This is a genomic window from Mycobacterium sp. SMC-17 (assembly GCF_045310915.1).
Classification (GTDB): domain Bacteria; phylum Actinomycetota; class Actinomycetes; order Mycobacteriales; family Mycobacteriaceae; genus Mycobacterium.
Genome location: NZ_JBJIAK010000010.1, coordinates 1 through 17,034 on the forward strand (window position 1 = coordinate 1; position 17,034 = coordinate 17,034).

Sequence of the window (17,034 nt, forward strand, 5' to 3'; positions counted from 1 at the left end):
AATTATTCCTTGCAGGACAGGCACTTTCGCTTATCTACACACCCCCACAGTCAACATTCCACGAAAAATCCGGGCTAGTCGGCGTCCATGTTGCCCGGGGCCGTCTTCGAGACCTGAACCAGGAACTCGTAGTTGGTCTTGGTCTTGCGCAGCTGGCTCATCAGCAGGTCGATGGCCTGGTGCGGGTCCAGACCCGACAGCACCCGACGCAGCTTGTGCACGATCGCGAACTCGTCGGGGCCGAGCAGCAGCTCGTCCTTACGGGTACCGGACGGGTTGACGTCGACGGCCGGGAACACGCGGCGCTCGGCGATCTTGCGGTCCAGCTTGAGCTCGGCGTTACCCGTGCCCTTGAACTCCTCGAAGATGACGGTGTCACCGGTGGAGCCGGTCTCGACCATCGCGGTCGCGATGATGGTCAGCGAGCCGCCATTCTCGATGTTGCGCGCAGCACCGAGGAAGCGCTTCGGCGGGTACAGCGCGGTGGAGTCGACACCACCGGACAGGATGCGGCCCGACGCCGGCGACGCGTTGTTGTACGCGCGGCCCAGGCGGGTGATCGAGTCCAGCAGCACGACGACGTCCTTGCCCTGCTCGACCAGGCGCTTGGCCCGCTCGATGGCCAGCTCGGCGGCCTGGGTGTGGTCTGACGGCGGCCGGTCGAAGGTCGAGGCGATGACCTCACCCTTCACCGAGCGCTGCATGTCGGTGACCTCTTCCGGACGCTCGTCGACGAGCACCACCATGAGGTGGCATTCCGGGTTGTTCTTGGTGATCGCGTTGGCGATGTCCTGCATGATCGTCGTCTTACCGGCCTTCGGCGGGGACACGATCAGCGCACGCTGGCCCTTACCGATCGGCATGATCAGGTCGATCACACGCGTGGTCAGCCGCTCCGGAGTGGTCTCCAGACGCAGCCGCTGGTTCGGGTACAGCGGGGTCAGCTTGGTGAAGTCGGGCCGGTTGCGCGCGGCTTCGACCGGACCACCGTTGACGCTGTCCAGACGCACCAGCGGGTTGAACTTCTGGCGCGGGTTGTTGCCGCCACCGGTGTTCTCGCCCTCGCGTGGGACCCGCACGGCGCCGGTCACCGCGTCGCCGCGGCGCAGTCCGTTCTTGCGGACCATGTTCATCGAGACGTAGACGTCGTTCGGTCCGGCCAGGTAGCCCGAGGTGCGGACGAACGCGTAGTTGTCCAGCACGTCGAGGATGCCGGCGACCGGCTGCAGGACGTCGTCTTCGCGCAGTTCGGTCTCGGCGTTGCCGCCCTGGTTGTCGCCGCGCTCGCCACGACGACGACGGTCGCGGTCCCGGAACCGACGGCCACGACGGCCCTGGCGGCTGTCGTCGTCGTCATTGTTGTTGGCGTTGTCGCCCTGGTCGCGGTTGCCACCCTGGTCGCGGTTGCCACCCTGATCGCGGTTGCCGCCCTGGTTGCGGTTGCCGCCGCCCTGGTTGTCGCCACCGCGGTCGCGGTTGCCGCCCTGGTCGCGGTTGCCACCCTGGCTACCTTCGGCCTTGTTGCCGCCCTGGTTGCTGTTGTCGGCGTTCCGCTCGCGGTTGCGCTCCTCGCGCGGGGCCTCGGCGTTGTCCGTGTTCTCGCCCTTGTCGGCCTTTTCGGCGGGCTTGTCACCGGCGTCGGCAGCGTCACCGTCGGCGGGCGCACCGGCCCGGCGCGACGCGCCGCGGCGCTCGCGGCGCGGGGCCTGCTCGGCGGCGGGGGCGGCAGCGTCGCTGTCGGTGTTCGAGGCCGGAGCCTGGGCTTCCTTGGCCTCGGTGGGGGCGTCGGTGCCGTTCACGGCCTCGGCGGCCTTGGTCTCGTTCTTGGCTTCGGCCTTGGCGGCCTTGGCTTCGCTCTTGGCGCCGTTGGCCTCGCCACGGTGTTCCCGGATGGCGGCGATCAGTTCGCTCTTGCGCATGCCGGAGGTGCCCTTGACGCCGGCCTCGGCGGCGAGCGCGCGCAGGTCGGGGAGCAGAAGACTGGTCAGCGATCCGGAGCGTCCGGCCGCCGGCGCTTCAGTTGCCGGGGCATCAGTGTTGCCGTCGGCGGTGAAGAGGTCCGTATCAGTCACGGATTTCCTTTCTGTGCCCTCGCGCAGCTGATCAGGCGAGGGTTTGGTTCGCAGTCGGACGGCTTCCCCGAACCGCATTCGTCAAATGCCGGGTCGGCTGAGGCACTGCAACAGCCAGGCACCAGGATTTGTCGCCGTGCGGCGAACCATCAGTCCACGAGTTGAACATCAAAGAGAAGAGTGGTCGTCCTACCGTAGGCGCAGGTACTAGAGCCTGCGATTGCTGGACGCTGCGAGAATATCTCTCATCCGACAATGAAGCAAGAATTGCCACTCGGCGTGTGCTCTCCGCTAAACGCCGGCACCGACGGTCCAGCGAACCCCTTGGCCCACCGCCATCTTCTCGACGGCGAAACCGTTGGCCGCACCGAATTCGAGGACTTCGGCCGGTAGTTCGGGCTCGGTGCTGAATGCGATAACCGCAGGTCCAGCACCAGAAAGCACTGCTGCCACCCCAGAACGCCGGAGCATCGCCAGATATTCCGCCGAGGCCGGCATCGCCGCCGCGCGCTGCGGCTGGTGCATCACGTCTTCGGTGGCCGCCATCAGCAAATCTGGACGCTGCGTGAGCGCCACCACCAGGAGCGCGGCCCGGCTGACGTTGAACGTGGCGTCCTTGTGCGCGATCTGCTCGGGAAGCACCGCGCGGGTCTCGGCGGTCGACGACCGCACCTGCGGAATCGCCGGGAACAGGTGGATGTCGGGATGCAGCGTCAGCGGCGCGGCCGCGTACACCGGGCCGGGCTCGGTCCAGGACACCACCGCACCGCCCAGCACGGCGGCCGAGGCGTTGTCCGGATGCCCCTCGAACTCCGACGACAGCTGGACCAGCTGATCGAGCGTCAGCGGCTGCGAACCAGATTGGGCGATAAGGCCATTGGCCACCGCCAAACCGCCCACTACTGCGGCGGCCGATGAGCCGAGGCCGCGTGAATGCGGAATGACGTTGCGGCACTTGATGTTCAGACCGGAAACCGAAACGCCGCCGGCGGCCAGGCCACGCCGGATCGCCCGCACGACCAAATGGGACTCGTCGTCCGGAACCTGCCCGGCCCCCTCCCCCGTCACCTCGATGACGAGGCCGGATTCGGTTGTCTCAGCCTGAATTTCGTCGTACAGGCTCAACGCCAGTCCCAGGCTGTCGAAGCCGGGGCCGAGATTGGCGCTCGAGGCGGGGACGACGGCGGTGGCGAGCAGGCCGGCGGGCAGGTTTTCGGTCACTGCGTCAGACCAGTCCGAGCTGTTCGACCACGGCGGTCGGATCGACCGGGATGGCCTTGACCTCGGGCATACCCTTGAGGGCGTTGTCGGGGTCCTTGAGGCCGTTGCCGGTGACGGTGCAGACCACGGTCGAGCCGGGCTTGACCCAGCCGTCCTCGATGGACTTGAGCAGACCGGCGATGCTGGCGGCCGAGGCCGGCTCGACGAACACGCCTTCGGCCTTGGCGACCAGGTGGTACGCGGCCAGGATCTCTTCGTCGGTGGCAGCGAGGAAGCGACCGTCCGACTGCTCCCGTGCCGCGACGGCGCCGTCCCACGAAGCCGGCGAACCGATCCGGATCGCGGTGGCGATGGTCTCGGGGTTCTTGACGGGCTCGCCGAGCACCAGCGGCGCCGCACCGGCGGCCTGTGTGCCGAGCATGCGGGGCAGCCGGTCGGACACGCCGTCGCGGTGGTATTCGCTGTAGCCGCGCCAGTAGGCGGTGATGTTGCCGGCGTTGCCGACGGGCAGCGAGTGCACGTCAGGGGCGGTGCCGAGGGCGTCGACGATCTCGAACGCGGCGGTCTTCTGGCCCTCGATGCGGACCGGGTTGACGGAGTTGACCAGGGCGATGGTCGGGTAGTCGGCGGTCAGCTTGCGGGCCAGCTCCAGACAGTCGTCGAAGTTGCCGTCGACCTGAATGATCTTGGCGCCGTGCATGACTGCCTGCGCCAGCTTGCCCATCGCGATCTTGCCCTGCGGGATCAGCACCGCGCAGGTGATACCGGCACGCGCCGCGTAGGCGGCCGCCGACGCCGAGGTGTTACCGGTGGACGCGCACAGCACGGCCTTCTGGCCGCGGGCGACGGCGTCACTCACGGCCATGGTCATGCCACGGTCCTTGAACGAACCGGTCGGGTTCAGTCCCTCGACCTTCAAATGCACTGTGCAGCCGGTCTGTTCGCTCAGCCGCTTGGCGTGGATGAGCGGGGTGCCACCCTCGAGCAGGGTGACCGGCGTCCAGTTCTCGGTGCCGGGCAGACGGTCCCGGTAGGCCTCGATCAGGCCGGGCCACGGCTTGTGCACGCTCATTACTTACTGGTTCCTTCCATGCGCAGCACGCTGTTGATGCTCTGCACTGCTTCGTGATCGGCAAGGGCCGCAACGGTTTCCGAAAGCGCTTCATCGGTGGCCCGGTGGGTGACGACGACGATGCGGGCGCCGCTGCGCTGGCCGGACTCGTCCTCCATGCCCTCCTGGCGAACCTCGGCGATGCTGACCTCGCGCTTGCCGAATTCGGCTGCGACAGAAGACAACACACCGGGCTTGTCTGCCACGTTCATGCTGACGTAGTAGCGGGTCTCGATGGCGCCGATCGAGGCGATCGGCAGCTTGGCGTACTTCGACTCCCGCGGACCACGGCCACCCTGCACGCGGTTGCGCGCGGCCATGACGACGTCACCCATGACGGCCGACGCGGTCGGCGCCCCACCGGCGCCGCGGCCGTAGAACATCAGCTCGCCGGCGGCCTCGGCCTCCACGAAGACCGCGTTGAACGCGCCGTTGACCGAGGCGAGCGGGTGATCCAGCGGCACCAGTGCCGGGTAGACACGGGCCGAAACCCGTTGCTTGCCTTTACCGGTGGTCAGCCGCTCGCAGATGGCGAGCAACTTGATGGTGCAGCCCAGCGCCTTGGCGGACTCGAAGTCGGCGGCACTGACCTTCGTCATGCCCTCGCGGTAGACGTCGTCGGCGGTGACCCGGGTGTGGAACGCGATGGACGCCAAGATCGCGGCCTTGGCGGCGGCGTCGTAGCCCTCGACGTCGGCGGTCGGGTCGGCCTCGGCATAGCCCAGCACGCCGGCTTCGGCGAGCGCGTCGGCGTAGTCGGCGCCGGTCTCGCTCATCGCCGACAGGATGTAGTTGGTGGTGCCGTTGACGATGCCGGCCACCCGGCACACGACGTCACCCGCCAGAGACTGGGTCAGCGGACGGATCACCGGGATCGCACCGGCGACGGCCGCTTCGAAATACAGGTCCACGCGCGCCTTTTCGGCGGCCTGGGCCAGTTCACCGGTGGACTGCGCCATCAAGGCCTTGTTGGCGGTGACCACCGACTTGCCCTGCTCCAGCGCGGCCATGATGGCCTTGCGGGCCGGCTCGACGGGACCCATGAGCTCGATGACGATGTCGACGTCGTCGCGCGAGACCAGGGCCTCGATGTCGTCGGTGAGCATGTCGACGGGCACGCCGCGGCCCTTGGCAACCTTGCGGACACCGACGCCGCGCAGCTCCAGTGGCGCACCGATGCGAGCGGCCAAGTCGTCAGCGCTGTTCTCGATGATCCGGACCACCTCGGTCCCGACGTTCCCGAGTCCGAGAACTGCTACGCCGATTGGCTTTTCACTCATTGACCACTCACCTCCAGGCTCAACAGGTCTTCGACGGTCTCCCGACGCAAGATCAGGCGCGCGTTGCCGTCCTTCACCGCGACGACGGCGGGACGGGTCAGCAGGTTGTACCGGCTCGACATCGAATAGCAGTAGGCGCCGGTGGCGGCGACCGCCAGCAGATCACCCGGCACCAAATCTTCGGACACCCAGGTGTCCCGGACGATGATGTCGCCGGTCTCGCAATGCTTTCCGACGATCCGGGCCAGCGTCGCTGGGGCGTCGCTGGCGCGCGACACCAGCCGGGCGTCGTACTGGGCGTCGTACAGCGACGGCCGGATGTTGTCGCTCATGCCGCCGTCGACGCTGACGTAGCGCCGGTACTTGTCGGCCGACACGGCAACGTCTTTCACGGTGCCGACCTCGTAGAGCGTGATGGTGCCGGGGCCCGCGATCGCGCGGCCGGGTTCCACGACGAGCTTGGGCGTGGGTAGGCCGACGGCCTCGGACTCAGCCTTGACGATGGCCTTGAGCTTGTCGGCCAGTTCCTTCATCGGTGGCGGGTCGTCGCTGGGCAGGTACGAGATGCCCAGTCCCCCACCGAGATCCATGACAGACATCTGCGCCGTCTTCTCGACACCGAATTCGGCGACGACGTCGCGCAGCAGGCCGATGACGCGGTGGGCGGCGATCTCGAACCCGGCGACGTCGAAGATCTGCGAGCCGACGTGGCAGTGCAGACCGACCAGCCGCAGGTTGTCGGTGGCGAAGACCTGGCGCACCGCGTCCATCGCCGCGCCGCTCGCCAGCGAGAGACCGAACTTCTGGTCCTCGTGGGCGGTGGAGATGAACTCGTGGGTGTGCGCCTCGACGCCCGGGGTCACACGGACCAGGACGTCCTGCACCACAGCGGCCGCGCCGGCGATGGCCTCCAGGCGTTCGATCTCGATCTCGGAGTCCAGCACGATGTGCCCGACGCCGGCCGCGACCGCGGCGGTCAGTTCAGAGACCGATTTGTTGTTGCCGTGCACCGTGATTCGCTCGGCCGGGAAGTCGGCGTGCAGGGCCACGGCCAGTTCGCCGCCGGTGGCGACGTCGAGGCACAGGCCCTCCTGCGCGACCCAGCGCGCGATCTCGGCGCACAGGAAGGCTTTTCCGGCGTAGTGCACGTGCTCGCCGCCACCGAAGGCGTCGGCGATCTCGCGGCACCGCGAGCGGAAGTCGTCCTCGTCGATGACGAACAGCGGCGTGCCGAACTGCTCGGCCAGTGCACCGACCGTCACACCAGCGATGCTGACCTGCCCGTCGGCACCCCGAACCAGGTTGCGCGGCCAGACATTCGGCGCCAGCAGGTTGACCTCGTCGGGGGTCTGCGGCTTCTCCGGCACCACGTTGCCGGTCGGCTGCCCGCTCACATCCGCTCCGGGGCGCTCACGCCGAGGATCTGCAGACCGTTGGCGATGACCTGGCGGGTGGCCGCGCACAGCGCCAGGCGCGCCCGGTGCAGGTCGCTGTGCTCTTCGTCGCCCATCGGGAGCACGCGGCAGGAGTCGTAGAACCGGTGGTAGTCACCGGCCAGGTCTTCCAGGTACCGGCACACACGGTGCGGTTCCCGGAGGGCCGCAGCGGTTTTGAGGACCCGCGGGAACTCGCCGATGGTGCGCATCAGCGTGGCTTCGCGATCGTGGCTGAGTAGGTCGAGGTGACCAAGGTCGGACTGCAGGCCGAGGTCGGCCGCGTTGCGCGCCAGGGCCGACAGCCGCGCGTGCGCGTATTGCACGTAGTAGACCGGGTTTTCGTTGGACGCGCTGGCCCACAACCCCAGATCGATGTCGATGGGGCTGTTCACCGACGACCGGATCAGCACATAGCGCGCCGCGTCCACGCCGATGGCGTCGACCAGGTCCTCGAGGGTGATCACGGTGCCGGCGCGCTTGCTCATGCGCATCGGCTGGCCGTCCTTGAGCAGGTTGACCATCTGGCCGATCAGCACCTCGACGGTGGCCGGGTCCTCGCCGAGCGCGGCGGCGACGGCCTTGAGACGGCCGATGTAACCGTGGTGGTCGGCGCCGAGCATGTAGATGCACAGGTCGAAACCGCGCTGGCGCTTGTCCAGGTAGTACGCGATGTCACCGGCGACGTACGCGGGGTTGCCGTCGCTCTTGATGACGACGCGGTCCTTGTCGTCACCGAAGTCGGTGGTGCGCAACCAGATTGCGCCGTCCTGCTCGTAGATCGAGCCGTTGTCGCGCAGCTTGTCGATGGCTTCCTGCACCCGGCCCGAGGTGTGCATCGAGTCTTCGTGGGTGTAGACGTCGAAGTCGGTGCCGAAGTCGTGCAGCGACTGCTTGATCTGGCCGAACATCAGGTCCACGCCGAGCTCACGGAAGACTTCCTGACACTCGTCGGCGGGCAGGCTCAGCGCGTCGGGCCGCTTGGCCACGACGTCGGCGGCGATGTCCTTGATGTAGTCGCCGCCGTAGCCGTCCTCCGGGGCCGGCTCGCCCTTGGCCGCCGCGACCAGCGAGCGGGCGAAGCGGTCGATCTGCCCGCCGTGGTCGTTGAAGTAGTACTCGCGGACGACGGTGGCGTCCTGCGTCGCCAGCAGGCGGCCCAGCGCGTCACCGACGGCGGCCCAGCGGGTGCCGCCGATGTGGATGGGTCCGGTCGGGTTCGCCGAGACGAACTCCAGGTTGATGTGGCGGCCCTTGAGCTCTTCGGAGGTGCCGTAGCGGTCGCCGGCGCCCAACACGTTGAGAATGACGACGCTCTGCGCGGACGCCTCGATGCGCAGGTTCACGAAGCCCGGACCGGCAACGGTGGCGTCGGCGATACCGTCGGCGTCGTTCAGCCGCTCTGCGAGCCATTCGGCCAGGTCACGTGGGTTGACGCCGACCTTCTTGCCCAGCTGCAGCGCCAGGTTGGTCGCGTAATCACCGTGCTCGGGGTTGCGCGGACGCTCGATGGCCACTGTTTCGGGCAGCGCGGCGAGGTCCAGGTCGTGTTCGACCAGGACCACGGCGGCGGTGTTCTTGAGCAGTTCAGCCAGATCGGCGGGGGTCACGGGGGTCCATCCTATGGGCTGAGCTGCTCAGGCTTGTCATCGGTCACCTGCTGGTCGGTAGGCAGTCCGCACCGATTCGGGAGGCGGGCCACCGATGCGCTAGTCTGTGATCGCCCAACGGCGCCGCTGGCTCGCCAGCATCAAGCGCCCCCGTAGCTCAGGGGATAGAGCGTCTGCCTCCGGAGCAGAAGGCCGCAGGTTCGAATCCTGCCGGGGGCACCCAATCAAACTTTCACGTGCGGTTCCGCACGTCTTGCCGGCCCAAGCACCCCCGACCGCAATCAGAGTGCTCAGCGACGGCCACTACCCGAGTTGTACCCCGGTGACGCCACGTCTGACTCGGAGAGCTCGAAGGGCGGCGGCGCCATGACTTCAGGGGTGAACAGATTGCCCCCGGTCGGGGTCCCCTCGGCAGGCGGTGCGCTCTCGGCGGGTGGGGTGCCGATGATCTCGCTGGTGCCGACAGGAGTGTCGGAAACATCCTCAGATGCGTCGCCCACGGGACCGCGCGGCACCCAGACCAGCAGGTCCTGCATACCGTCGTTGTAGACGACGCTGTTGGGCACGTCGCCGACGACGTCGAAGTAGAGCTTGCCGGTCGACGTCCCGCCGGGCGGTGCCGACGGCAGACCGCCACCGATCACGCGGTAGTTTGCCCCGCTCTCGGCCCGGGCGTTGAAGAACGCGGTGATCGGGTTGGCCCAGCCGCCGACTCCTTCGACCGTCACGGTCGCCGAGTAGAGCTGGCCGTTGTGCGGCACGGGGTCCGAGCTCGGCTTCAGGCCCTTGACCGTGTAGCCGATCTCGTTCAGCGTCTCCTGCTGTCCGAACGGCTTGATGTTGTTGGCCGCCGAAGCGGAGCCCGCCGTCATGCCGGCCATACCGAACACGATCGCCGCGATGCCCACGGGCGCCACAAGTTTGATTTTCACCGTTACTCCCGTCCCACACCGAGGCAGTGTCCAACGCGGAGGTTACCCGCCGAACCGCTGGTCAAACGCAACTTCGCGCAGATCATTCGGACGTTCAGTGCCCGGCTGCCGGGACACCAGCATCCGCTGCGTGCCCGAGCGGGATAGGAACGAGCCGAATCTCGAGATCGGAAGGATGTCATGGGCAAGCAATTCGGGTGGGGACGCTTCTTGGTGGTCGCGCTGCCGGTATCGATTCTGACGTTCATCCTCGACGTCGTCTTCCACAAGACCGCGGGACCGGCACTCTTCGGCAACAGCTACCCGGCGGCCGACTACCCGCAGCGCCCGCTCGCCGAAATCATGGACCTGTTCCCGTTTCTCGGGTTCACGTACGTCCTGCAGCTGACGATGCTGTGCTTCCTGTTCCTGCGGCTGTACCCGGGCCGTGGGCTGGGCAAGGCCGCCTGGTGGGGCATCTGGGGCGGCCTGTTCGTCGTCATTCCCAACATGCAGTTCTTCGTCGCCGTCGCCCACACCACGTGGACGATGCTCATCATCCAGATGATCGAAGCCATCGCGCTGTGTGTCCTGGCGGCGTGCCTCTTCGAGATCGCCTACCACCCAAAGGATTACAACCAGGACAACGCGGCAACCACGAGCGCCTCGGTGCCGGTGTCGAGCGTCGGCTGAATCACCGGGCCGAACGTCGGCGAGTGGTTCACCGGGATGTCCTGACTGATCCGGCCGGCTTCCGCAGCACGGCTGAATTCGGCGGCATCGATGCCGCCGAACATCCAATAGGTGTACGGCACGCCGAGCGCCCGCGGGATGTCGCTGAAATCCTCACTCGCGGAGGCCTGCGGGATGGCCAGCACACGGTCGCCGAATTGCTCGACGAACGCCTCATGAACCCGGGCGGTGGCGGCCTCGTCATTGTCGGTGACCGGAAACTGGTCGTAGAACTCGAATTCCGGCTCCTTCGGGGAATCCGACGCCTGGCACTCGGCGATGACGATACGCTTGACGGCCGCGATGACGGCGGTGCGCACCGCCTCGTCGTAGGTGCGCAGATTCAGTTCCAGCACGGCGTGGTCACCGATGATGTTGCTCTTGGTGCCCGAATTGATGCTGCCGACGGTGAGCACGACGGTCTCGATCGGCGCGACCTCGCGCGACACGATGGTCTGGAGCCGGACGACGATCATCGCGGCCAGCACAACGGGATCGATGGTGGGGTTGGGCATGGACCCGTGGCCGCCGCGGCCGTAGACCGTCACGCGGATGCTGTCGGCCGCGGCCATCACCGGCCCGCTGCGGGTGCCGACGTATCCGGCCGGAGCCGGAGCGACGTGCTGACCCAGCGCCACGTCGACCGTGCCGACGACGTCTGCCAGCCCGTCGGCGACCATGCCGGCGGCACCGCCGCCGACCTCTTCGGCCGGCTGAAACAACGCAATCGCGGTGCCCTGCCAGTGATCTCGCCCGTCGGCCAGCAGCGCGGCCGCGCCGAGCAGACAGGTGACGTGGGTGTCGTGGCCGCACGCGTGCATGACGGGCACGTCCTTGCCGGCGGCGTCGGTGCTGCGCACCGTGCTGGCGTAGGGCAGCCCGGTGGCCTCGGCGACGGGGAGCGCGTCCATGTCGGCGCGCATGAGGACCGCCGCACCGTCACCGTTGCGCAGAATGCCCACCACGCCGGTGCCGCCTATTCCGTCTGTCACTTCATAGCCGAGCTCGTTCAGCTTGTCCGACACCAGCTTTGCGGTGCGATGTTCCTGATGTGACAGCTCCGGGTGCTCGTGCAGGTCCCGGTACAGGTTCTCCTGCCACACCCGCACCTCGGGCAAGCCGGCCAGCACGTCCGTCGCACGACTCACAGCGCCGCCTCTCCGGTGAAGTCCTTGACCACGTCGGCCACCCGGCGCAGCTGGTCGATGTCCGAACTGGTGGGGATGAGATGCACCTCGTCGGTGCCGATGTCATCGAATTTCTGCAGCACGTCGAGCAATTCGTCCTCCGTGCCGGCCCAGCCCGTGGTGGGCGCCATCGCGTCGACGTACTCCTCGGGAATCCAGTTCATGTACCGGCGCAGGTGCCGGTGCACCTGGTTGCGCGCTTCGTCCTTCTCCCCGAGGGCGAACCAGAACGACGTGGCCAAGTGCGGCTTGGGTTTTCCCGCCTCGGCCCACGCCTCCCGGGCGACGTCGAACAGTTCGCTCTCTCGGTCCACGTTGAGGTCCAGCGTGGTACCGGCCACGCCGTCCGCCCAATTGGCCGCGCTGCGTATGGTTTTCGGACCGATGGTGCCGACCAGCAATCGCGGGCCACCCGGTTGGACGGCCTCGGGTCCGACGGGCAGCACGGATTCGGTGAGCTTCTCCCCCGCCCAGACGCGCTTCATCAGCGCGACCCGCTCGGCCATGCCGCGCATGGTCTGGGTCTTCGGGTCGGCACCGACGGCGTTGTAGTCCTCGTGCCGTCCCCCGACGCCGAGGCCGACCGTGAGCCGTCCCCCGCTGAGCATGTCGCCCGTGGCAAGCGCTTTCGCCAGCATCACCGGATCATGCAGTTGCGGGACGATCACCGTGGTGACGAGCCGCACGCGGTCGGTCCAGGCCGCCAGGGCGCCGAGCAGCGTCAGGGAATCGGGATTGTCGAACGCGATGCGCTCACCCCAGCACAGGGACGAGAAGGGCCCGCCGTCGATCACTCTTGCCCAGGCCGTCAGCGTTGCCGCATCGAGGTTGGGCTCCATCACTGGCATCGTCATCCCGATCTGCACACAGCCGATTCTGGCATGCGCGTCCAGCGCGAGGGTTCGGGTCGGCCGGCCGGACTCCGTCCATGAGCGGACCGGCAAGGCCCGGTACAGGGCGAACCGGTGGGGGTTTACCCCCAGAGATGTCGCGGGAAAACGCCGTGTCCCGGGGCTTCGCCGGTGCCTAAGTTGGAGGCATGGTCGCAACAGCTACAGACCCCGCGTCGGCCGAGCCGACACATCCGACAACGACGCCGCCGGTGCCGCGCGCATCAGACCTCGGTGTCGTCCCGACGTCGTCGATGATCGTCGGCGCGTTCGCCGGCATGATCTGGTTCTGGATACCGCTGTCCCTGCTCATCCTCGCCGTCACCTCGATCCCCTCGGTGATCGGGACGGTGTTCGGCGGAGTGGTGTTCGTCTACGCCGTCCGCGCCACCGACCGGGTCGAGCGGCTGCGCAGCGAGGCGGTGTTCGGCTTCGGCATCGCCGTCCCGTACCGAAAGCTGACGCCCTACAGCGGTTTTCAAGGATGGGCCCACCAATTGTGGCTGGACGTGAGCAGCGGCCGGTTCTGGAAGGTGTTGGCGCACAGCTACCTGCGCATGGTCTTCGACATCTTCGCGGTCGGGCTGGCCTTCTCCCTGCTGGCTTTCGCGCTGCTCGGTCCTGCCGCGGCGACCGCGATCCACAACAGCGATCCCGCTGCCGGACTGAGCTTCATCTCCCCGCCGCTGTCCTGGCTGCTGGCCATCATCGCGCTGGCCGCCGCCGCAGGCATCCTGGTGTTCGGTCCCCGGGTGGACGCCGCCGTCGACCGGTGGCTGCTGCCGGCATCGCCCACGGCGGCGCTGCAGCACGAGGTCAGTGCCCTGCACCAGGCCCGTCGCGGCGCGGTGTCGTCGGCATCCACCGAACGGCACCGCATCGAACGCGACCTGCACGACAGTGTGCAGCCCCGGCTGGTGTCGTTGGCCATGACGATCGGGCTGGCCCAGACCAAGCTCGACTCGGATCTGCCCGAGGCCCGCAAGCTGATCGCCGAGGCACACGACGACGCCAAGGCCGCGCTCCTCGAACTGCGAAATGTGGTGCGCGGCATCGCGCCGACGATCCTGGCCGACCGCGGCCTGGACGCCGCACTGTCCGCGGTGGTGCAGCGCACCGAAACCGCCGGCGTGCCGGTGACGCTGGAACTGCAACTGCCGAAACGTTTTTCCGACGAGGTCGAGTCGTGCGCGTACTTCGTCGTCGCCGAGTCGTTGACCAACATCGCCAAGCACGCCCAGGCCACCCACGCCGTGGTCACGGTGCGCTACCACGAGCCCACCGACCAGCTCCACATCTCGGTGTTCGACGACGGTATCGGCGGGGCCCAGACGACCGGCGACGACACGACGGGCCTGCGCGGACTCGGTGAGCGGGTGCGCGCGGCGCGGGGCACCTTCGCCGTCTCGAGCCCCGAAACCGGAACGACGACCGTGACGGCGGTACTGCCATGCGCATTGTGATCGCCGAGGATTCGGCCCTGCTGCGCGCGGGTATCGAGCGCATCCTGATCGACGCCGGCCACGACGTGCTCGCTGGGGTGCCCGATGCCACCGAGCTGCTGCGGGCCGTCAACGAGCACAACCCCGACCTCGTCATCGTCGATGTCCGGATGCCGCCGACCTTCACCGACGAAGGCATCCGCGCCGCCGCGCTGCTGCGCAGCCAGAATCCCGAGTCACCGGTGCTGGTGCTGTCGCACTATGTCGAGGAACGGTACGCGGCTGACCTGATCGCCTCGGATACCAGGGGTTTCGGCTACCTGCTCAAGGACCGCGTCGCCGACGTCCCGGCATTCCTGGACGCCGTCACCACGGTGGGGACGGGTGGCACCGTCCTGGACCCGGAGGTGGTGTCCCAAATCCTGGTGCGCACCCACCGCCGCTCCACCCTGGCCGTGCTCACCCCGCGCGAGCAGGAAGTCATGCAGCTGATGGCAGAAGGCAAGACCAACTCGGCCATCGCAGGGCTGCTGCACATCTCGATCGGCTCCGCCGAGAAACACATCGCATCGATCTTCACCAAGCTGGACCTGACGCCCGACGACAGCGAGAACCGGCGGGTCCTCGCCGTCTTGCGCTATCTCGAATCCTGAAGAGAGAAAAGGACTTTCCCATGACTTCGAATCTGGATACCGCACCGCCGGCCGACACCGCCACGCCGCCCGCGCTGACCCCGGGCGGCCGGTCGGCGATGCGCTCGCTGCTGGTGGTGACCGCCCTCGTCGTGACGCTGTCGGCGGCCGCCGGGATCGGCGGATTGGCCTGGGGCATCAGCTCGGTGCGCGTCGCGGCCGAAACCGAGACCCTGCCGGCCGATTTCAGCTCCCTGACGATCGACACCGGCGATCTGCCGACTGCCATCAGGATCGCCAGCGACCGCAATGCCCATGAGCCACGGGTCCGGATGCGGCTGCTCAATACCGCAAAAGACGATCACCAGGCCCTGAAGGTCACCCGCAACGGTGGCGCTGTGAGCCTCACGGTGACCGGCACACCGTCGCCGCTGTTCGACTTCGGGCCGCCCGGGGAGATCATGGTGACGCTGCCTCCCGATGTCGCACACCGGCTTTCGGTCACCACCAAGCAGCAGGTCGGCGTGATGCTGAGTCTGACCGATCTGGATCAGCTGACCGTCCACAACACCGACGGCGCGGTGATCCTCGGTGGCAACGCCCGCCGGATCGAGATCCACACCCAGAGCGGCGATGTGCAGACGCGTGAGCCGATCGTCGTCACCGACGCGTTCATCGCCGACTCGACCGATGGCCACATCGCGGTGGACTTCAAAGAGGTCGCTCCGCGCACCGTGGAGGTCACCAACCGGGACTCCGACATCGACATCACCGTGCCGACCGGTGGGCCGTACCTGGTGCGGGCACAGGCGGGCGACCACGCGCAGGTGCGCGTGCCGCAGACCGAGGATCCGGCCCGCGCCGTCGCTCAGATCACCGCACGGACCGATGATGGCAGCATCACCGTCACTACGCGCCGGTGAACGGCCCCACCCGCAAGGTCGGGTAAGCCGTACTGGCGCAAGCGGTATCAGCATGGCCGATGATGATGGGCTCGGTGTCACCCGGCAGGTTGACCTGCAATCCGCTGACCGGCACGGCATTACAGTCGGCCGGGAAGTTGCCCGCGTTGACGATGCCGAGGTTCGCCGCGGTGGACTGGCCGGGTTCGATCACCACGACACCGATGACGGTCTCCGCATCCTGACTGGCGGCCACGCCGACCACATGGTTGTCGGAGCCGGCAATGAACGACACCGCCGGATAACCCGACATGCTGCACGGGGCGTCCCCGGAGTTCTTCAGGATCACCGGATAGAACGTCGTCCCGGCGGCACCGTCGGGCGGGCCGAGGCTCGGTGTCAGTTGCGCAGTGGCACAGCGCGGTACCTGGACGGGGTCGGCATGAGCGACCGTGATCGGCCAGGCGCAGGCCACCGCCAACGGGATCGCGACAACGGTTCGCATGCCTGCTCCTTTCCCGATGCTCACGCGAGCCCGGCCATGATGTCGGCGACCGAACCCGACCGGATTTTCCGGAATCCGGTGCCCGCCCAGACGTTTGTCCCGTCCGGGTCGCCGGCTGCCACCGCCGCCTTGCGCAGCGGGCTGGTGAGGTAATGCACCTCGGGATAGCCCAGCGGCGCCTGCTCGTCGTGTTCGTCGATGAACCGGTTGCGCAGCCCGCGGGCGTACCGTCCCGAGAAGGCTTTGGTGACAACGGTTTCGGTGAACCGTGGATCGACGAGTGCGGCGCGGTGCACCGGGCTGGAGCCAGACTCCTCGGCGAGCAGAAATGCCGTGCCGAGTTGTGCGGCCACGGCACCGGCGGCGATCACGGCGGCGACGTCGTCGCCGGTCATCAGGCCGCCCGCGGCGACGACGGGCAGTTCGGTGGTGGCGAGTACGTCGGCCAGCAGTTCGGTGAGTGGCTGCGTGGCGGGCGCGGCCAGCGGATCGTAGGTGCCGCGGTGGCCGCCGGCGCCGGGGCCCTGCACGGCGAGGGCGTCCACCCCAGTGGTTGCGGCCTGCGCGGCTTCGTCCGCGGTGGTGACCGTTGCGACGGTGGTGATACCGGCCTGCCGCAACCGCGCGCACTCGTCGGCGGTGGGCCCGCCGAAGGTGAAGGACACGACGTCGGGCCGCAGGTCGGCGACGACGTCGAGCTTGGCCGCCCAGTCGTCATCGTTGAATGTCGCATCGCCGAGCGCCGCCCCGTAGCGGGTGGCTTCGGCAGCGAGTTCGGTCGCGTACCGCTCGATCTCGCGGGGCTGTGCGGTACTGGGCTGCGAGGCAAAGAGATTCACGCCCAGCGGGCCGGTGGTCAGCGCGCGTGCGGCGGTGATGCGGTCGGCCAGCGTCTGCGCCGTCAGGTAGCCGGCTGCCACGAATCCCAGGCCACCGGCCGCCGACCCCGCAGCGGCCAGCTCGGGCGTCGATGGCCCACCGGCCATCGGCGCGACAATCACCGGAACTGCCAGCTCACGCAGGTCGAACGCCATACTTAGATCATGACAGGCAGGGGCCGCACACCGCGGCAGTGACGCGACGCTCGTGAACGGGTAGAACGGAGG

15 protein-coding genes and 1 tRNA gene are annotated in these 17,034 nt (G+C 67.9%); 5 read left to right on the forward strand and 11 right to left on the reverse strand.

Features of this window, described 5'->3' with window-relative positions; genetic code table 11:
• Positions 1-74: 74 nt before the first annotated feature.
• The 6 genes from rho to argS all read right to left on the reverse strand — a co-directional run bounded on the left by rho (position 75) and on the right by argS (position 8,727).
• A complete protein-coding gene (rho, locus tag ACJH7A_RS08990; RefSeq protein WP_406801813.1) occupies positions 75-2,072 on the reverse strand; it encodes a transcription termination factor Rho in 1,998 nt (665 codons plus the stop codon).
• Positions 2,073-2,363: 291 nt separating this feature from the next.
• On the reverse strand, positions 2,364-3,293 hold the full coding sequence (thrB, locus tag ACJH7A_RS08995; RefSeq protein WP_318986533.1) for a homoserine kinase: 930 nt from the start codon (positions 3,291-3,293) through the stop codon (positions 2,364-2,366).
• A 4-nt stretch (positions 3,294-3,297) separates the two neighbouring features.
• The gene (gene thrC, locus ACJH7A_RS09000) at positions 3,298-4,365 is read right to left on the reverse strand and encodes a threonine synthase (RefSeq protein ID WP_346416893.1); all 1,068 of its coding nucleotides are present in this window, start codon (positions 4,363-4,365) and stop codon (positions 3,298-3,300) included.
• On the reverse strand, positions 4,365-5,684 hold the full coding sequence (locus tag ACJH7A_RS09005) for a homoserine dehydrogenase (RefSeq protein ID WP_135355160.1): 1,320 nt from the start codon (positions 5,682-5,684) through the stop codon (positions 4,365-4,367). Before ACJH7A_RS09005 ends, thrC begins: the two co-directional genes overlap by 1 nt.
• On the reverse strand, positions 5,681-7,051 hold the full coding sequence (gene lysA, locus ACJH7A_RS09010) for a diaminopimelate decarboxylase (RefSeq protein WP_406801840.1): 1,371 nt from the start codon (positions 7,049-7,051) through the stop codon (positions 5,681-5,683). The genes ACJH7A_RS09005 and lysA overlap by 4 nt, the downstream gene beginning before the upstream one ends.
• A gap of 23 nt (positions 7,052-7,074) precedes the next feature.
• Complete coding sequence (argS, locus tag ACJH7A_RS09015; RefSeq protein ID WP_406801814.1) at positions 7,075-8,727, reverse strand: arginine--tRNA ligase; 1,653 nt, start codon at positions 8,725-8,727, stop codon at positions 7,075-7,077.
• Positions 8,728-8,873: 146 nt separating this feature from the next.
• On the opposite strand from argS, the gene ACJH7A_RS09020 reads away from it, so the two are divergent.
• A tRNA-Arg gene (locus ACJH7A_RS09020) sits at positions 8,874-8,946 on the forward strand.
• A gap of 71 nt (positions 8,947-9,017) precedes the next feature.
• Here ACJH7A_RS09020 and ACJH7A_RS09025 read toward each other — a convergent pair.
• A complete protein-coding gene (locus ACJH7A_RS09025; RefSeq protein ID WP_406801815.1) occupies positions 9,018-9,659 on the reverse strand; it encodes a DUF1942 domain-containing protein in 642 nt (213 codons plus the stop codon).
• Positions 9,660-9,839: 180 nt separating this feature from the next.
• On the opposite strand from ACJH7A_RS09025, the gene ACJH7A_RS09030 reads away from it, so the two are divergent.
• On the forward strand, positions 9,840-10,331 hold the full coding sequence (locus ACJH7A_RS09030) for a hypothetical protein (RefSeq protein ID WP_406801816.1): 492 nt from the start codon (positions 9,840-9,842) through the stop codon (positions 10,329-10,331).
• Here ACJH7A_RS09030 and ACJH7A_RS09035 read toward each other — a convergent pair.
• Complete coding sequence (locus ACJH7A_RS09035) at positions 10,271-11,518, reverse strand: amidohydrolase (RefSeq protein WP_406801817.1); 1,248 nt, start codon at positions 11,516-11,518, stop codon at positions 10,271-10,273. The two genes, ACJH7A_RS09030 and ACJH7A_RS09035, sit on opposite strands and share 61 nt — an antisense overlap.
• Positions 11,515-12,411, reverse strand: a complete 897-nt coding sequence (locus ACJH7A_RS09040; protein ID WP_406801818.1) for an LLM class flavin-dependent oxidoreductase — start codon at positions 12,409-12,411, stop codon at positions 11,515-11,517. Before ACJH7A_RS09040 ends, ACJH7A_RS09035 begins: the two co-directional genes overlap by 4 nt.
• Positions 12,412-12,596: 185 nt before the next feature.
• Between ACJH7A_RS09040 and ACJH7A_RS09045 the strand changes: the two genes are divergently transcribed.
• Genes ACJH7A_RS09045 through ACJH7A_RS09055 form a run of 3 tightly spaced genes read left to right on the forward strand, consistent with a single transcriptional unit; the run spans position 12,597 to position 15,444 of the window.
• A complete protein-coding gene (locus tag ACJH7A_RS09045) occupies positions 12,597-13,910 on the forward strand; it encodes a sensor histidine kinase (RefSeq protein ID WP_212812533.1) in 1,314 nt (437 codons plus the stop codon).
• Positions 13,898-14,542 (forward strand): response regulator transcription factor, encoded by a 645-nt coding sequence (locus tag ACJH7A_RS09050; protein WP_212812534.1) that lies wholly within the window; start codon positions 13,898-13,900, stop codon positions 14,540-14,542. Before ACJH7A_RS09045 ends, ACJH7A_RS09050 begins: the two co-directional genes overlap by 13 nt.
• Before the next feature lie 20 nt (positions 14,543-14,562).
• Positions 14,563-15,444 carry a DUF4097 family beta strand repeat-containing protein gene (locus tag ACJH7A_RS09055; RefSeq protein ID WP_346416897.1) on the forward strand — a complete coding sequence of 294 codons (882 nt, stop codon included), beginning with the start codon at positions 14,563-14,565 and terminating at the stop codon, positions 15,442-15,444.
• On the opposite strand, the gene ACJH7A_RS09060 is transcribed toward ACJH7A_RS09055, so the two are convergent.
• Positions 15,431-15,928: a DUF4232 domain-containing protein gene (locus ACJH7A_RS09060; protein ID WP_212812536.1), complete on the reverse strand. Its 498-nt coding sequence runs from the start codon at positions 15,926-15,928 to the stop codon at positions 15,431-15,433. The two genes, ACJH7A_RS09055 and ACJH7A_RS09060, sit on opposite strands and share 14 nt — an antisense overlap.
• Before the next feature lie 20 nt (positions 15,929-15,948).
• On the reverse strand, positions 15,949-16,962 hold the full coding sequence (locus ACJH7A_RS09065; RefSeq protein WP_346416898.1) for a nitronate monooxygenase: 1,014 nt from the start codon (positions 16,960-16,962) through the stop codon (positions 15,949-15,951).
• Positions 16,963-17,034: the final 72 nt, after the last annotated feature.